This window comes from Microbacterium sp. C448 (assembly GCF_000582705.2).
Classification (GTDB): Bacteria; Actinomycetota; Actinomycetes; order Actinomycetales; family Microbacteriaceae; genus Microbacterium; species Microbacterium lacus_A.
Window position 1 is genome coordinate 1 of the sequence record NZ_HG779808.1, and the last position, 16,103, is coordinate 16,103.

The following is a 16,103-nucleotide window of genomic DNA, read 5'->3' on the forward strand; positions in this document are numbered from 1 at the left end:
GCGGCGAGGGCGTCGATCAGGTCCGCAGGCGAAGCCTGCATCGGGTGCGGACCCGCGATGTCGAGAAACACCGTCGTGATTGCATCGCGATGCGTTCGCAGAAATGCGAGCAACCAGCCGGGTGACTGCAGGCCGATCGCGGGCGGCAGGTTCTCGGGCTTGTGTGCCGCGTCGCTGAACAGCAGAAGCGCGATTTCGCCCGTGTTCGGGTCGCGGTAGGTCCAGACCTCGCCGACATCGAGCGGATTGTCGCGGTCTGTCGGCGCCATCAAGGGCACGACCGTGTTGCCGTTCCGCAGCGCCAGGGCGACCGCCGCCATGTCCTGCTTCGCGAGCGCCTGAGCCAGCGCCTCAGATCGGAAAGTCGCGGCGCCCGCCTTCTTCACGCGCCCCTCGGATTTGCCGGGTTTGCCGCTCTTGCCGGGTCTACCGCTCTGTCGTGCCACCCCTCCAGGGTAGCCGGGGCGTCAGTAGAGCAGGATCTGTCGCGACGTCTGCGACGGGATCCCGCCGATCGACACATCCAGGTGATACGACGCTCCCCCACCCGGCGCACGCTGTCGATCGCCCTCGCAGGTGTCGACGGATGAGCGAGTGCGGTCCCACGCGATCGGCGCCGAACTCTCGACGACCTGCCCGGCCGTCAGCGTGACGACCATGTCGCTCGGTGCAGCCTGGCAGTCGGTCGAACGCCACCACGCGTCGTTGCCGCTCGTGATCGTGAAGCTCTGCTGCGTCGTGCCGACGTTGATCGTGCACGGGGTGGCGCTGGTGTTCGTGAGACGGATGCTCAGCTGGGGGACCTCCCCCGCCGCGTACGACTCTTTGTCCGTCAGCGCCTCGACCAGCACGCTGTCTGCAGCGCAAGCCTCGGGGGTCAGTTCGGCTGCAGCATCCGTCGCCACTTCTTCCGGAAGGGCATCCGCGGGATTGGAGCCACCCGTCGCAGCAGGATCAGGCAGCGTCGGTGTGGTGTCGCTCGGCGAGGGCGACGGCGAACTCTGGCTTGCCGCCGGGGTCGTCGATTCGGCGGATCCGCGCCACGGTTGCGCGACGAGCAACCACACGACGAGGGCGACGATCACGAGCAACCCGATCAAGACGACGGCCCGTCGCCGCCGATACACCGCGGGCGACGGACGACGCCGTCGCGTGCCTTCGCTGCTCATGCCTTCAGGCTAAGCGCGGGTCGGTCCGTCCCCGGCGCGGCACGCCCTCCGACGTGACACCCGGTGCGCCCACCGGCTCGGGTTGCGGGTCGGGTTCGGGGTTGCGCCTATGCCCTTCCATTCGGCACCGAGTGTCATTAGCATCGGTTACACCCGCAGGGCGCGACGCAGATGTCCGCCCACAAGGAGCATCCGATGGATTCGCAGACGACGCCGTCACAGCCTGAGCCTTCGGCGAACCCCCTGCGCTCCCTCGTTTCGCCTGCAGCCCGATGCGCTGCCCGGCCGTGTCACGCCCCAACCGGAGGCGCCCGCACCGCCTGAGACCCCAACTCCGACTTCCTCCGCGGCCCGACGATGTGCCGCGCCGGTCTCGTGACCTCACAACCGAAAAGAGGCTCGCCGTAGCGCGAGAAGAGAGAGGAGCAGGTTATGGGAAGGGTCGAAGGCAAAGTCGCCTTCATCACAGGAGCGGCGCGCGGGCAAGGTCGCTCGCACGCCGTGAGGCTGGCACAAGAGGGAGCCGACATCATCGCTGTCGACGTCCTCGAGGAGATCCCCGGGGCGCCCTACGGGCCCGCGACCGAGGAAGACCTCGCAGAAACCGTCGCGCAAGTCGAGGCTCTCGACCGCAGGATCGTGGCCCGCAAGGCCGACGTACGCGATCAGTCGGGATTGAACGCCGCTCTCGAGGCGGGCGTCGCCGAACTGGGCCGACTCAACATCGTCTGTGCCAACGCCGGGATCTCCACCTCGATGGCCCCGGCGCAGGATCTGTCGGAAGAGATCTGGCTCGACATGATCGACGTCAACCTGAACGGGGTATGGCGTACGTGCAAGGCCGCGATCCCGCATCTGAAGGCTGCCGGCGGCGGGTCCATGATTCTCACGAGTTCGGACGCGGGGCTCTTCGCGTTCCCGAACATCGCCCACTACGTCTCGGCCAAACACGGGGTCGTGGGACTCATGCGCACGCTCGCCCTGGAGCTGGCGCCGGACATGATCCGCGTCAACAGCGTGCACCCCACGGTCGTGGACACACCGATGGTCAACAACGAGGCGACCTTCCGGCTGTTCCGGCCGGACATCGAGAACCCCGGGGTGGAGGACTTCAAGGCGGCAGCAACCATGATCAATGCCCTGCCGATCCCTTGGGTCGAAGCGGTCGACATCTCCAACGCCGTGTTGTGGCTCGCCTCCGACGAGGCCCGCTACGTCACGGGCGTCGCCCTGCCGGTAGACGCCGGCGCCAACGCGAAGTAGCGAGAGGAAGAGAACATCATGGGAAGACTGGATGGCAAAGTCGCCTTCATCACCGGAGCCGCCCGTGGCCAGGGACGCGCCCACGCTCTGCGGATGGCGCAGGAGGGCGCCGACATCATCGCGATCGACATCTCGAAGCAGATCGAAACGGTGCCGTATGGAATGGCGACGGCCGAGGATCTCGCCGAAACCGTGCGCCAGGTCGAGGCGCTCGACCGACGGATCGTCGCCAGCGAGGCCGACGTACGCGACTACGACGCGCTGAGCGCCGCGGTTGACGAGGGGGTCGCTCAGCTCGGGCGGGTCGACATCGTCAGCGCGAACGCCGGGATCTTCTCCAACGCGACCGCGGAAGAACTGACGGACACGGCGTGGAACGACATGATCGGCGTCAACCTCACCGGTGTCTGGCACACCGCCAAGGCGGCGATCCCGCACCTGAGGGCGGCTGGCGGGGGGTCGATGATCCTGACGAGCTCGACGGCGGGGATCAAGGGATTCCCGAACTTCGTGCACTACGTCGCCGCCAAGCACGGCGTGGTGGGGATCATGCGCACCCTCGCGCTCGAGCTGGCTCCGGACTTCATCCGGGTCAACTCGGTCCACCCCACGAGCGTCGACACCGACATGATCCAGAACGACTCGCTGTACGCGCTCTTCGCCCCGGATCTCCCGGTCGAAGAGCGCACGCGCGAGACGCTGGGCGCTCGGTTCCAGTCGCTCAACGCGCTGCCGATTCCGTGGGTTGAGCCGGTAGACATCTCCAACGCTGTGCTGTGGCTGGCATCGGACGAGTCGCGCTACGTGACGGGAGTCATGCTGCCGGTCGACGCGGGATCCACGCAGAAATGACGGGCCCCGTGAAATGACAGGCCTCGTGAAATGACAGGCCTCGTGAAATGACAGTGGACGAGGTCGCGACGGCACCGACGGACGCCGCCGGGCTCCAGCGCAGCCGCGAGCGCATCGCCCGCCACCTCGTCGGCCGCGAGCGTGAGTTGGAGCTCACGCTCGCGGCCGTCGCCGCGGGACGGGACATCGTGCTCGAGGGCCCTCCGGGCACGAGCAAGACGACGATCCTCGGCGCGATCACCGAAGAATGGGGCATCCCTCTGCTCTTCGTCGAGGGCAACGCCGACCTGACGCCCGCGAAGCTCGTCGGGCATCACAACCCCGCGCGCGTGCTGCGCGAGGATTATTCGGCGGATAACTTCGTGCCCGGTCCGCTCGTCGAGGCGATGCAGCGGGGTGGTTTCCTCTACATCGAAGAGTTCAATCGCGCACCGGAAGACACGCTCAACACGCTCCTGACGGCGATGGCCGATCGCTCGCTCGCGATCCCGCGGGTCGGGCGCATCCGCGCCGAACCGACGTTCCGCGTGATTGCGTCGATGAACCCGTACGACAACGTCGGTACGACGCGGCTGTCGACCAGCGTGCACGATCGTCTGAATCGCCTGGCCGTCGACTATCAGGATTCGGATGCCGAAGAGCGCATCGTGATCCTGCGCACCGGCGCAGATGCCGGGGGCACCGCCCCTCTCGGCGCACGCCTCGTGCGCGACGCCGTCGCCGTGACGCGGGCGACACGCAACCATCCCGACATCCGTCAGGGGTCGAGCGTGCGCGGCGCGATCGACACCGTCCTCGTGGCGTTGCGCTTGGCGGCGCTCCGCGACCTCAACGATCCCGACTCACCCGACTACCCCGAACTCGTCTACGACGCGATGATCGTGGCCCTCTCCGGGCGCATCCACCTCGACGAAGCGCTCGACACGACGCCCGAGCGCGTGCTCCGCGAGATCTGGGAGGACCGGTTCATCCTCGAACCCCACCGCGCCGATCCGGGTTGAAGAGACGTTGCCGCCGATACGCCCGTGCGAGGCGCCCGGCGCTCGACACCGACGCGAGGGGTACCGTTCCGCCGCAAGCCAAAGCAGCTCGACGCGCCTCCCACACTCTTCGAGGCATCATCGGGCGCCGGGGGGATGGTTCTGCGTGGAAGTGGACCGCCGCGCCGGGGAGCTGCGGCGCCGCCCGGGGGAACGGCCCGAGGCGAGACGGACGAGACCGGGGCGCTGGTCCCGGTCCCCGACGAAACGGTCGAGGTGGATCCATCGGTGCGCGCGCGTGCCCGCGAGATCGCGGCGCGACTTGCCGTGCCACGCCCGCGTCGTGATGCCACCGCGCGACGCGGCGTCGGCAACCTTGTGAGCGTGCCCTACCGCGGCGCCTCGGACGACATCGACCTCGACCGGACCATCGAGGTGCTCGCCGAGCGTCCTGTCCCCGACGACGAGGACATCGTCGTCCGAGAACGGGTGCGCGCGCGGCGTTCGGTTGTGCTGCTGGTCGATGTCTCGGGGTCGATGCGGGGCGAGCGGATCAAGACGGCAGCCGCCACGGTCGGCGCACTGTCCGCGGAGCTGTCCCACGACGACCTGGGTCTCGTGGCGTTCTGGTCGGATGCGGCGGTACTCCTCCCCCTTGGGTCACCCGTCAATTCCGCCGAGATCGTCGACACCATCCTGCGGATCCCCGCGCGGGGGCTGACGAACATCGCGTTCCCCCTGGAGGTTGCGTCCCGGCAGCTTGCGCGGGTCCCGGCCCGCGATGCGCGCGTGCTCCTGCTCTCGGACTGCGTTCACAACGCCGGCCCCGATCCGCGTCCGCTCGCGGCACGACTTCCGCGGCTCGACGTACTCCTCGACGCGACCGGCGAGAAGGACGTCGAACTCGGTCGAGAACTCGCCGCGCGGGGGCGCGGCACGTGCCGCGTCGTGCACGGACACCGAGATGTTGCGCCCGCAATCGGGCGGATCTTCGGCTCGTAGCTTCTTAGTGCACCCGGTGCCATAATCCGAGGGACGGCTCAATGACGAGCTTCGAAATCTGACAGAGAGGTCACAACCATGACTGGTCGACTGCAGGGCAAAGTGGCATTCATCACCGGCGCGGCGAGAGGTCAAGGCAGGGCGCACGCCGTCAAGCTGGCGCGCGAGGGGGCGGATATCATCGCCGTCGACCTCGCCGGTCACATTGACCACGTGCCGTACGACTCCCCCACCCCCGAAGACCTCGCCGAAACCGTGCGACTGGTCGAGGCAGAAGACCGTCGCATCGTCGCCACGATTGCCGACGTGCGCGACGGCGCGGCTCTACGAGCGGCCGTCGACGAAGGAGTCGCCGCGCTGGGCGGCCTCGACATCGTCGTCGCCAACGCCGGCATCTGCATCCCCGAAGCCTGGGATGCGATCACCCCCGAGACGTTCCGCTTCACGATGGAGACCAACGTCGACGGCGTCTTCAACAGCGTCGTCGCGGGTGCCCCGCACATCATCGCGGGCGGTCGAGGTGGCGCGATCGTCCTCACCAGCTCGTACGCCGGCAAGAAGATGCAACCGTTCATGGTGCACTACACCGCCAGCAAGCACGCCGTCACCGGGATGGCCCGCGCCTTTGCCGCAGAACTCGGGCGCCACAACATCCGTGTCAACAGCATCCACCCAGGCGGCGTCAACACCCCCATGGGGTCGGGCACCATGATCGATGCCCTGACCACGGCTGCCGAGACGTCCCCGACGCTGAACGGCATGGGTACGCCCTTCCTCCCGGTGTACGCCGCCGAGCCGGAAGACATCGCCAACGCGGTGGCGTTCCTGGTGTCCGATGACGCTCGCCTGATCACGTCCGAGCACCTCAGCATTGATCAGGGCATGCACATGTTCTGATCAGAACGAGAGCGTTTTGAGCATCCGGGTGTTGCCGAGGGTGTTCGGCTTGACGTGTGCGAGGTCGAGGAATTCGGCCACACCTTCGTCGGGGCTGCGGAGCAACTGCGAATAGACGTCCGGCGGCACGACCTGCTCGCCGATGGTCGTGAAGCCGCGGGCCGAGAAGAAGTCGACCTCGAACGTCAGACAGAACAGACGCGTCAATCCGAGCTGCCGGGCGTTGTTCTCGAGCGCCTCGACGATCGCGCGGCCGACACCGCGGTGCAGCCAGTCGTCCGTCACGATGAGGGTGCGCACCTCGCCGAGGTCCTCCCACATGACGTGCAGGGCTCCGCAACCGACCAGCTGCCCGTCGACCTCGGCCACGACGAACTGCTGAACCGATTCGTAGAGCACGACCAGGTCTTTGCCGAGCAGGATGCGGCGCTGCACGAAGGGCTCGAGCATGTCGCGGATGCCGACGACGTCGGTCGTCCGCGCCGCCCGCACCCTGAACTCAGCCATCCACTCAGCCTATCCCCGCACCTGTTGCGCCGGTCTGCCGCGCCTCGCGTTCACAATTCAGTCTGCGCACCGGCGCCACTCCAGCCGGTCCCTGGAACGACGGCAGCCGCGGGCCGTCCGTCACTCGCAGGGACTGAATTGCGAACACCAGAGTGTCCGCAAACGACGAAGAGCGGATGCCTCAGGCATCCGCTCTTCGTGTGTCCGGGTCGAAACCCGGGCCGATTCAGTCGCTCGTGATCGCGAGGTCCGGCGTGGACGAGATCTCGCCCGCCGAGGTCACGCCGACCGCGACCTTGTCGCCGCGCGGCTTGGTCTCGAACACGAACTCGCCGCTCTCGACGTCAACAGTGATGTGGTCGCCGGGGTTCAGCTCGCCGTGCAGGATGCGCTCGCTGAGACGGTCCTCGATCTCGTGCTGCATCGCTCGACGCAGCGGGCGAGCACCGAGGGTCGGGTCGAACCCGATCTCGATCAGGCGCTCCTTCGCCGGCTGCGACAGCTTGATCGTCATGTCGCGATCCAGCAGGCGATCGGCCAGGCGCTTGGTGAACAGATCCACGATCTGCACGAGCTCCGGCTTGGACAGCTGCGGGAACACGATGACGTCGTCGAGACGGTTCAGGAACTCGGGCTTGAAGTGGCGCTTCAGCTCTTCGTCGACCTTGCCCTTCATCCGGTCGTAGCTCGTCTGCGCGTCACCCTCGACCTGGAACCCGACGGGTCCACCGGCGATGGCCGACGATCCGAGGTTGGTGGTCATGATGATCACCGTGTTCTTGAAGTCGACGACGCGACCCTGACCGTCGGTCAGGCGACCCTCTTCGAGGATCTGCAGCAGCGAGTTGAAGATGTCGGGGTGGGCCTTCTCGATCTCGTCGAAGAGCACGACCGAGAACGGCTTGCGACGCACCTTCTCGGTGAGCTGGCCGCCCTCTTCGAATCCGACGAAGCCCGGAGGGGCACCGAACAGACGCGAGACGGTGTGCTTCTCACCGAACTCCGACATGTCGAGCGAGATCAGCGCGCCCTCGTCGTCGAACAAGAACTCGGCGAGCGCCTTGGCGAGCTCGGTCTTTCCGACACCCGTGGGGCCGGCGAAGATGAACGAGCCCGAGGGGCGCTTCGGGTCCTTGAGGCCCGCACGCTGACGACGGATCGTCTTCGACAGTGCCGCGATCGCCTCTTCCTGGCCGATGACGCGCTGGTGCAGCGCCTTCTCCATGAAGACAAGACGGCTGGTCTCTTCCTCGGTCAGCTTGAAGACCGGGATTCCGGTCGCCTGAGCCAAGACCTCGGCGATCAGGCCCTCGTCGACGACCGCGTGGGACGCAACGTCGCCCGAGCGCCACTGCTTCTCGAGGCGCAGACGCTCGGCGAGGAGGGACTTCTCTTCGTCGCGCAGGCCGGCTGCCTTCTCGAAGTCCTGCTCCTCGGAGGCCTCCTCCTTCTGCGCACGGACGGCCGCGATCTTGTCGTCGAACTCCCGCAGCTCGGGGGGCGACGACAGGATCGACAGACGCAGGCGTGCGCCGGCCTCGTCGATCAGGTCGATCGCCTTGTCAGGCAGGAAGCGGTCGGCGACGTAGCGATCGGCGAGGTTCGCCGCGGCGACGATCGCGCCGTCCGTGATCTGCACCTTGTGGTGCGTCTCGTAGCGATCGCGCAGCCCCTTGAGGATGTTGATCGTGTGGGGCAGCGACGGCTCGGCGACCTGGATCGGCTGGAAGCGGCGCTCGAGCGCAGCATCCTTCTCGAAGTGCTTGCGGTACTCGTCGAGCGTGGTCGCACCGATCGTCTGCAGCTCTCCGCGGGCGAGGAGCGGCTTGAGGATGGATGCGGCGTCGATCGCGCCCTCGGCGGCCCCCGCACCCACGAGGGTGTGGATCTCGTCGATGAAGACGATGATGTCACCGCGCGTGCGGATCTCTTTCGTGACCTTCTTGAGGCGCTCTTCGAAGTCACCGCGGTAGCGGGATCCGGCGATGAGCGAGCCGAGGTCGAGCGAGTAGACCTGCTTGTCCTTGAGCGTCTCGGGCACGTCGCCCTTGACGATGGCCTGAGCAAGTCCCTCGACGACGGCGGTCTTGCCGACGCCGGGCTCGCCGATCAGCACGGGGTTGTTCTTCGAGCGGCGCGAGAGGATCTGCATGACCCGCTCGATCTCTTTCTCGCGCCCGATCACGGGGTCGAGCTTGTTGTCGCGGGCGGCCTGCGTGAGGTTGCGGCCGAACTGGTCGAGCACGGCGGATCCGCCCTGCGCGGCCTGGGTCTCGTTCGCGGCACCGCTGACGGCGGCAGGCTCCTTGCCCTGGTAACCCGAGAGCAGCTGGATGACCTGCTGGCGCACCTTGTTCAGGTCGGCGCCGAGCTTGACCAGCACCTGGGCGGCAACGCCCTCGCCCTCGCGAATGAGCCCGAGCAGGATGTGCTCGGTGCCGATGTAGTTGTGGCCGAGCTGCAGGGCTTCGCGAAGCGAAAGCTCGAGCACCTTCTTGGCGCGCGGCGTGAACGGGATGTGACCCGTCGGCTGCTGCTGGCCCTGGCCGATGATGTCCTGAACCTGCTCACGGACGGCATCGAGCGAGATGCCGAGGGACTCGAGCGCCTTGGCGGCGACTCCCTCGCCCTCGTGGATCAGGCCGAGCAGGATGTGCTCGGTACCGATGTAGTTGTGGTTGAGCATCTTCGCCTCTTCTTGGGCGAGCACAACCACACGTCGGGCACGGTCGGTAAATCTCTCGAACATTGCAGGCTCCTCGGCATCGGCCGCACGCGTCCCTACGGCTCGCGTGTTACATCGAGGGTAACCAGCGGACGGATGCCGTGAGCCGGTGTTCGCCGTGGGCGTGACGCTTTACGCGCTTGACGGGTCGGCGCGTGAACGGCCGACGTCCCAAACGCCTCTGCCGCGACGAAACACCCCGCGCCAGTGGGTGTTTCGTCGCACGAGAGGTGTTTCGGCGACGGATGGCTCGGGTGGGCGACCGCGCAGATAGGCCGGGCACGCCAAGGCCGCCCGGCGAAAGACGCGCGGGGACGGCGCCGTTGCCGCTCCCCCGCGCGCGGTCTAGTTGGAGCCGTAGATCGGAACGCGCAGCCCGTCGAAGTCGTCCCCGACGAGCACGGCCGTGACGCCCTCGTCTTCGTCGAGACCGGATACCGACGTGATCAGCGCGCGAGGCACCATGTCCATGGTGCAGACCTGGTCGGCCGGAGGGTCGACGAACGTGACCGTCACCTCGGACGGTGCCACGACCTCTGTCGAAGCGACGACCGGAACGCACGTCGAGCTGCCCCAGGTCACGAGCACGAAGGAGTCGTCCTCGTCGATCCATCCGGCGCTCGGTGCGTACTCCGAGGCCGTATTGGTGGGGTCGAGTCCCTGCACGCCGTCGAGGTCGGTGTCGCCCGTGAATCCGTCGCCCGCGATCGTGATCTCGAGGTCCACCGCGGGGTCCATGTCTGGGAGCGCCTCGACGAGGGTCACCCGCGGAACCATGTCCGCCGTGCACACGTCGTCGGTATCGGCGTCGGCGAGGATGACGGCGAAGGTGCCGTTGTCCTGCAGCGCCGCATCTTCGACGACCGGGATGCAGGTCGACGACCCGTAGGTGATGATGCCGATCATCCGGCCGTCGTCGAGCCAGGTCGCATCGACCTCGACGTCAGAGACAGCACCGTCGGCGGGTACGGAGCTGCTGCTTCCCGGCGACGCGGGCGTGGCCGTGCAGCCCGCAAGCACGAGGAGCGCGACCGCTCCGGCGCTGAGCGCGGTGAGTGCTTTCCGAACAGCCACGATGAAACCTCTCCGGGCGGGATGCCTCGTCCCGTACCCTGCGGGCGTGCTGTCGTCCGCTCATCCATCCTGACCGATCACACCGGACGCATCACGCGAAGACGGTGACAGCGCGATAACGATCGCCACTCAAGTCGGTAACGCTCGAACGACCCGAAAACGGGCCCCGTTCCTACTGCAGGGCCGAGGTCAGTCGCGCCAGGTTGTCGAGCACCGTCGAGCGGAGGGGCTGTTGCTTCCACTCTTCGAGAGTCAGCTCGCGGCTGAGCGACCGGTACCGGTCCTCGACGGCACGCATCTGATCCGCGAACTCGCTGCCACGAACCAGCAGCGAGATCTCCATGTTCAAACCGAACGAGCGCATGTCCATGTTGCTCGAGCCGATCACAGCGGTCTCATCGTCGATCGTCAGGCTCTTGGAATGCAGGATGAAGGGCTTCCGGTACATCCAGATCTTCACGCCCGCGCGCAACAGTGCCTCGTAGTAGCTGCGCTGCGCGTGGTAGACGATGGCCTGATCGCCCTCTTCGCTGACGAAGAGTTCGACGTGCACGCCGCGGTGACACGCGGTCGTCACCGCCAGCAGCAACGACTCGTCCGGCACGAAGTAGGGGCTCACGATGATGACCTTGCGCTCGGCCGCGTAGAGCAGCCCGAGGAAGAGGCGCAGGTTGTTCTCGGAGTCGAATCCCGGACCGGATGGCACGACCTGAGCATCGAGATCGCCCGGTCCCGTATCGAGGTTCTCGAGGTCGAACTCGGCGGAGAGTTCTTCGTCGGTCTCGCTGTACCAGTCCGAGAGGAACACGGCGTTGACGCTCGCGACGACCGGCCCCTGCAACCGCACCATCAGGTCGACCCAGTGCAGGCCTCGGCGAATGTTCTTGGGCAGGTTATAGGTCGAGTCGGTGACGTTCTGCGAGCCCATGAACGCGACGTTGCCGTCGACGACCAGGAGCTTGCGGTGGTTGCGCAGGTCGGGACGCTGGTACTTGCCCTTGAACGGCTGCACGGGAAGCATCAAGTGCCACTGAGCACCCATCGCGTCGAGCCGCTTCAGCGTCGCCTTGTAGTTGGGTTTGCCGCGATTGGCCCAGTGGTCCAGCAGCACGCGCACCGTGATCCCGCGGGCGCACGCCTCTTCCATGGCCCGGAACAGGTTGTCGGTCGCGGCATCCGCCTGCAGGATGTAGAACTCGACGTGCGCGTAGTGCTCGGCTGCGCGAACCGCGTCGGCCATCGCGTCAAGACTCTGCTGATACTCGGCGATCAGCGTCACGGTGTTGTCGCCGGCCAGGGGCATCGCACCCAGGTTGCGATTCATGGTGACCAGCGATGTGAACCACGCCGGAGCATCCGGGCGCAACGACCCGAACTCGAGGTTCTCGGTCGCGTCGTGGATGTACTCGTTGATCTGGCGCTGCTTGCGGCGGCGAACACGCGGCAGACGAGGGTTACCGATCAGGAAGAAGAGCAGCAGCCCGATGAACGGGATGAAGTAGATGGCCAGCAACCAGGCCGTCGCCGCTGTGGGGCGGCGGTTCCGCGGAATGACGATGATCGCCCAGATGCGGATGGTGAGGTCGAAAATGAGGACGGCGACCAGCCACCACGTGACATCGAAATTGAGGACGAGCACCCGTTTCCCTCCGCCGGCTCGTGCTCAGCGTAGCGGGGCGGGTCAGGGTGCCGCGGGACGCGGGTCTTCCGGCGCGGGAGCCATGCCCCGCTTTGCGCGCTCTTCAGCCTCGATCTGGGCGTAGACGCGGCGCTCGGTGCGGTCCATGCGAATGATGCCGCGCAGCACGAAGAAGAAAACCGCCGAGACCACGAGGGTCGGCAGTATCGACCAGATCAGTGCCGCCCAGTAGCCTTCCACCCCTCCAGGATACGTCTGCGGAGAAGCGACGGACGTTCGGATGTCTCCTCAACAGCACGTCGCGGAGCCGGTCGTCCCCCGATTCCGCCTTTCGGCCGCTCGCGGCAGGAGCCCGCACGCCACGCTGGCCGCATGCCCACAATCATCAAGGCCTCCGACGCCGCAGACTTTCTCGCCCTCGTTCCCGCCCTGGCCGGGTATCGCCCCCGCCAGAGCCTCGCTCTCGTGCTGTTCCGCGGCAAACGCACCGCGGGCGTCATGCGCTACGACCTGCCGGACCCCGATGCGGTCGAAGCGATGGCCTCGACCACGATCGGGCTCGCCTGCAAGGTCGACCGCATCGACGGCATTGCGATCGTCATCTACACGGACGGGGGTTTCCGTGACGACCCATCGGGCCCGATCGCGTGGCAGAAGCTCGTCGCGGCGCTCGAGAAGCGGGCGCATGTCTGCGGTCTGCGGGTGGTGGAGGCGCTCTGCGTCGCCGGCGACGCGTGGGGATCGTACGAGGATGCCGAGGCGCGACCCCTCTCCGAGGTGCTTCAGCGCGAGGCAGAGCTGCCGATGCAGGTGCCGACGGGAGATCAGGGCGCCGGCGCCTACCTCCCCGAGGTCGACCTGGCCGAGAAGGAACGACTCGGGCGGGCTCTCCTCGCGATCGACGCTGCGGCCGAGGTGCTCCTGGCCGCACCCGCGGACGCCGAGGACGCCGATGTCCCCTCGTTGGCGCGATTGGACCCCCGAGCGCTCGCGGCGGTCGGTGCTCTGGACGATCTTCCGGAGCTGCTGGAGGACGCGCTCCACTGGGATACCGAGGCCCTCGACGCGTTTTCGGGTGCCGCTTTGCTGTGGTGTCTGTGCCGCCCGGCCTTGCGCGATGTGGCCCTACAGCAGTGGGCCGGTGACATCCGCTCCGGCGAGCTCGCCCTCGACGCTCAACTGCGCTGGGAGGCGGGCCACGAATATCCGGTCGAGCTCGGCGCTCGGTTCTGCGGGGAGGGGCCACGCCCCGATCCGGGTCGCTTGCACCGCGCGCGCAACCTCGTGCGGCGCATCGCGGCCGCCGCTCCGCGCGATGCTCGGCCGGGACCCCTGGCTGCGGCAGCGTGGCTCAGCTGGGCGCTGGGCGGTTCGACGCACGCGGGCTGGTACGCCGAGAGAGCGCTCGAGATCGACCCCGGGCACGGTCTGTCGCAAATCGTGATGACCATGTGCGCGGCATCGCACTTGCCAGAGTGGGCGTTCGCCCGCGAGTGAGCGCAGTGGGCGTTCGCCCGCGAGTGAGTGCGTGCAGCCCGCCGGTCATTGAGCGAGACCCGCAGGGTCGATACGAAATGACGCTACTTGACGAGCGGAAACAGGATCGTCTCGCGGATGCCGAGCCCCGTGATCGCCATCAGCAGACGGTCGATCCCCATGCCCATTCCCCCCGAGGGCGGCATGCCGTGCTCGAGGGCACGGAGGAAGTCCTCGTCGATGCGCATGGCCTCGACATCCCCCCGCGAGGCCAGAACGGCTTGCTCGACGAAGCGCTCACGCTGGATCACGGGGTCGACGAGTTCGGAGTAGCCCGTGGCCAATTCGAATCCGCGAATGTAGAGATCCCACTTTTCCACGACGCCCTCGATCGAGCGGTGGGCCCGCACGAGTGGGCTCGTGTCGACCGGGAAGTCCAGAACGAAGGTCGGGCGCTCGAGGCCACCCTTCACGAAGTGCTCCCACAGCTCCTCGACCAGCTTGCCGTGCGTGACGTGCGCGGGCGCGTCGACACCGGATGCCGCGGCGAGAGCGAGCAGTTCGTCAACGGATGTCTGAGGAGTGACATCGTGCCCGCTCGCCGCCGACAACGACTCGTACATGGAGATGCGGTCCCAATCGCCGCCCAGGTCGTACTCGGTGCCATCGGCCCAGGTCACGACCGTCGAGCCCGAAACGGCGCGCGCGGCGTTCTGGATGAGTTCCTGCGTCAGGTCGGCGATGCCGTTGTAGTCGGAGTACGACTGGTACGCCTCGAGCATCGCGAACTCGGGACTGTGGGTCGAGTCGGCGCCCTCGTTGCGGAAGTTGCGGTTGATCTCGAAGACCCGATCCAGACCCCCGACGACCGCACGCTTCAGGAACAGCTCGGGCGCGATCCGCAGGAACAACTCGGTGTCGAACGCATTGGAGTGCGTCACGAACGGACGGGCCGCCGCACCGCCGTGCTGCACCTGCAGCATCGGCGTCTCAACCTCGAGGAAGTCGTGTGCCGCGAACGTCGCGCGCAGGCTCGCGTTGACCGCCGCGCGGGCCCGCACCGTCTGGCGCGCCTGGTCGCGCACGATCAGGTCGAGGTACCGCGCGCGCACGCGGCTCTCCTCGTTGAGCTCGGAGTACATGTTCGGCAGCGGCAGGATCGCCTTGGCCGCGATCTGCCACTCGTCGACCATGATCGAGAGCTCGCCGCGGCGACTGGAGATGACCTCACCGGCGACGAAGACGTGATCGCCCAGGTCGACGAGCTCCTTCCAGCGCTGCAGGGACTCCTCACCGACCCCCGCGAGCGACACCATCGCCTGGATCCGGCTGCCGTCGCCGGCCTGGAGCGTCGCGAAGCAGAGCTTGCCGGTGTTGCGACTGAAGACGATGCGGCCGGCGACCGCGGCGCGCACGCCCGTGGCCGTGTCGGCCTCGAGCTCGCCGTACGTCTCGCGGAGCGCCGCGATCGTGTCGGTCACGGGAACGCTCACGGGGTAGGCGCCACCCGCGGCATCCGTCCGCTCGTCCTGCAGACGCTCGCGCTTGGCGAGCCGCACCGCCTTCTGCTCGAAGACGTCTTCCTGGTCGGCCAAGCCGTCGGGAACAGAGGCGTCGGATGCTGCCACGGCAGGCGGAACGGAAGAATCGGTCATCTGCGGGGGCTCCTCGAAAGTCGACACAAGTCTATCCGCGCACCTCCGCGCGCCCCCGCGCGCGGGAGGAACCCTCATCGGCCTCAGGGTCAGCGGATGTAGACCTCGGCATTGTCGATGAACCGGTGCCCCGCGACCGTCGCCGCGATCAGCACGAGAGCCGTGCCCTGGTGCCCCTCGTCGGCGGGCAAAAAGGTCTCGGGATCAACGACGCTGAGATACTCGAGCCGGATCCGCTGCTCCCCCATGAGCGACGACTGCGCAGCGGCGATGCACGCGTCGATGCCGCGGTCGGCGTTGGATGCCGCCGCATCGAGGGCGGCCACGAGCTTGCCTGCCGCCGCGAGATCGCGCTCTTCGAGCATGCCGATACGGGTCGAGATCGGCAGGCCGTTGTCGTCGCGGACGGTGTCTGCCTCCAGCACGTCGACATCGAGGTACAGGTCACGCACCATGCGGCGGACAAGGAAGATGCGCTGCGCGTCGCGGCGACCGTAGACGGCGAAGTCGGGCCGGACGAGGTTCATGAGCTTCGCCTCGACCGTCAGCAGCCCATCGAAGTAGCCCGGCCGGGCACGTCCCTCGAAGCGCAAACCGAGGTCGCCCGCGGTGATCTTCGTCGTCTGCGACCCGTGCGGCAGAAGTTCCTCGGCGCTCGGCGCGAAGACGATGTCGACTCCGAGAGACTCGAGCAGCGCAGCATCCGCGTCGGGCGTCCGCGGATAGGCCTCGAAAGCGCTCGTCGTGGCGAAGCGCAGCGGGTTGACGAAGACCGATACCACCACGACGTCGGCGCGTTCCCGGGCCAGGTGGATGAGGTCGATGTGCCCGTCGTGGAGCGCGCCGATGGTGGAGATGAGTGCG

General features: G+C 67.3%; 15 protein-coding genes. 6 read left to right on the forward strand and 9 right to left on the reverse strand.

Annotated features, from left to right (window positions below; all coding sequences use genetic code 11):
- Both MIC448_RS14995 and MIC448_RS15000 read right to left on the reverse strand, forming a co-directional pair.
- On the reverse strand, positions 1–386 hold a 386-nt coding region (locus MIC448_RS14995), incomplete at its 3' end, for a hypothetical protein (protein WP_036301580.1).
- Positions 387–467: 81 nt separating this feature from the next.
- On the reverse strand, positions 468–1,169 hold the full coding sequence (locus tag MIC448_RS15000; protein WP_051514137.1) for a hypothetical protein: 702 nt from the start codon (positions 1,167–1,169) through the stop codon (positions 468–470).
- A gap of 432 nt (positions 1,170–1,601) precedes the next feature.
- Here MIC448_RS15000 and MIC448_RS15005 point away from each other — a divergent pair, with 432 nt between their 5' ends.
- The 5 genes from MIC448_RS15005 (at position 1,602) to MIC448_RS15025 (ending at position 6,163) form a co-directional block, all read left to right on the forward strand.
- Complete coding sequence (locus MIC448_RS15005; RefSeq protein WP_036301581.1) at positions 1,602–2,432, forward strand: mycofactocin-coupled SDR family oxidoreductase; 831 nt, start codon at positions 1,602–1,604, stop codon at positions 2,430–2,432.
- A gap of 18 nt (positions 2,433–2,450) precedes the next feature.
- The gene (locus MIC448_RS15010) at positions 2,451–3,284 is read left to right on the forward strand and encodes a mycofactocin-coupled SDR family oxidoreductase (protein WP_081766467.1); all 834 of its coding nucleotides are present in this window, start codon (positions 2,451–2,453) and stop codon (positions 3,282–3,284) included.
- Positions 3,285–3,331: 47 nt separating this feature from the next.
- Positions 3,332–4,285 carry a MoxR family ATPase gene (locus MIC448_RS15015; protein ID WP_036301584.1) on the forward strand — a complete coding sequence of 318 codons (954 nt, stop codon included), beginning with the start codon at positions 3,332–3,334 and terminating at the stop codon, positions 4,283–4,285.
- Between the two features lie 267 nt (positions 4,286–4,552).
- Positions 4,553–5,266 carry a VWA domain-containing protein gene (locus MIC448_RS15020; RefSeq protein ID WP_199484467.1) on the forward strand — a complete coding sequence of 238 codons (714 nt, stop codon included), beginning with the start codon at positions 4,553–4,555 and terminating at the stop codon, positions 5,264–5,266.
- Positions 5,267–5,344: 78 nt separating this feature from the next.
- Positions 5,345–6,163: a mycofactocin-coupled SDR family oxidoreductase gene (locus MIC448_RS15025; protein WP_036301588.1), complete on the forward strand. Its 819-nt coding sequence runs from the start codon at positions 5,345–5,347 to the stop codon at positions 6,161–6,163.
- Here the strand turns inward: MIC448_RS15025 and MIC448_RS15030 are convergent, their stop codons facing one another.
- The 5 genes from MIC448_RS15030 to MIC448_RS15050 all read right to left on the reverse strand — a co-directional run bounded on the left by MIC448_RS15030 (position 6,164) and on the right by MIC448_RS15050 (position 12,348).
- A complete protein-coding gene (locus MIC448_RS15030; protein WP_036301590.1) occupies positions 6,164–6,670 on the reverse strand; it encodes an amino-acid N-acetyltransferase in 507 nt (168 codons plus the stop codon).
- A gap of 226 nt (positions 6,671–6,896) precedes the next feature.
- Positions 6,897–9,419, reverse strand: coding sequence for an ATP-dependent Clp protease ATP-binding subunit (locus tag MIC448_RS15035; RefSeq protein WP_036301592.1), 2,523 nt, complete (start codon positions 9,417–9,419; stop codon positions 6,897–6,899).
- 321 nt (positions 9,420–9,740) lie between these two features.
- Complete coding sequence (locus MIC448_RS15040; protein WP_051514140.1) at positions 9,741–10,469, reverse strand: hypothetical protein; 729 nt, start codon at positions 10,467–10,469, stop codon at positions 9,741–9,743.
- 172 nt (positions 10,470–10,641) lie between these two features.
- Positions 10,642–12,108 (reverse strand): cardiolipin synthase, encoded by a 1,467-nt coding sequence (gene cls / locus MIC448_RS15045; protein ID WP_036301597.1) that lies wholly within the window; start codon positions 12,106–12,108, stop codon positions 10,642–10,644.
- Between the two features lie 42 nt (positions 12,109–12,150).
- Entirely contained in the window at positions 12,151–12,348 is a 198-nt protein-coding gene (locus tag MIC448_RS15050; RefSeq protein ID WP_036301599.1) for a hypothetical protein, read from the reverse strand.
- Positions 12,349–12,480: 132 nt separating this feature from the next.
- On the opposite strand from MIC448_RS15050, the gene MIC448_RS15055 reads away from it, so the two are divergent.
- Positions 12,481–13,605 (forward strand): DUF4192 family protein, encoded by a 1,125-nt coding sequence (locus tag MIC448_RS15055; protein ID WP_036301601.1) that lies wholly within the window; start codon positions 12,481–12,483, stop codon positions 13,603–13,605.
- Between the two features lie 83 nt (positions 13,606–13,688).
- Here MIC448_RS15055 and lysS read toward each other — a convergent pair whose 3' ends face one another.
- Both lysS and panC read right to left on the reverse strand, forming a co-directional pair.
- On the reverse strand, positions 13,689–15,239 hold the full coding sequence (lysS, locus tag MIC448_RS15060; RefSeq protein ID WP_036301607.1) for a lysine--tRNA ligase: 1,551 nt from the start codon (positions 15,237–15,239) through the stop codon (positions 13,689–13,691).
- 89 nt (positions 15,240–15,328) lie between these two features.
- On the reverse strand, positions 15,329–16,103 hold a 775-nt coding region (panC, locus tag MIC448_RS15065), incomplete at its 5' end, for a pantoate--beta-alanine ligase (RefSeq protein ID WP_036301603.1).

Coding starts and splice junctions, on each gene's coding strand:
- MIC448_RS15000 (WP_051514137.1), bottom strand. CDS start 1,169: ATGAGCAGCGAAGGCACGCGACGGCGTCGTCCGTCGCCCGCGGTGTAT.
- MIC448_RS15005 (WP_036301581.1), top strand. CDS start 1,602: ATGGGAAGGGTCGAAGGCAAAGTCGCCTTCATCACAGGAGCGGCGCGC.
- MIC448_RS15010 (WP_081766467.1), top strand. CDS start 2,451: ATGGGAAGACTGGATGGCAAAGTCGCCTTCATCACCGGAGCCGCCCGT.
- MIC448_RS15015 (WP_036301584.1), top strand. CDS start 3,332: ATGACAGTGGACGAGGTCGCGACGGCACCGACGGACGCCGCCGGGCTC.
- MIC448_RS15025 (WP_036301588.1), top strand. CDS start 5,345: ATGACTGGTCGACTGCAGGGCAAAGTGGCATTCATCACCGGCGCGGCG.
- MIC448_RS15030 (WP_036301590.1), bottom strand. CDS start 6,670: ATGGCTGAGTTCAGGGTGCGGGCGGCGCGGACGACCGACGTCGTCGGC.
- MIC448_RS15035 (WP_036301592.1), bottom strand. CDS start 9,419: ATGTTCGAGAGATTTACCGACCGTGCCCGACGTGTGGTTGTGCTCGCC.
- MIC448_RS15055 (WP_036301601.1), top strand. CDS start 12,481: ATGCCCACAATCATCAAGGCCTCCGACGCCGCAGACTTTCTCGCCCTC.
- lysS (WP_036301607.1), bottom strand. CDS start 15,239: ATGACCGATTCTTCCGTTCCGCCTGCCGTGGCAGCATCCGACGCCTCT.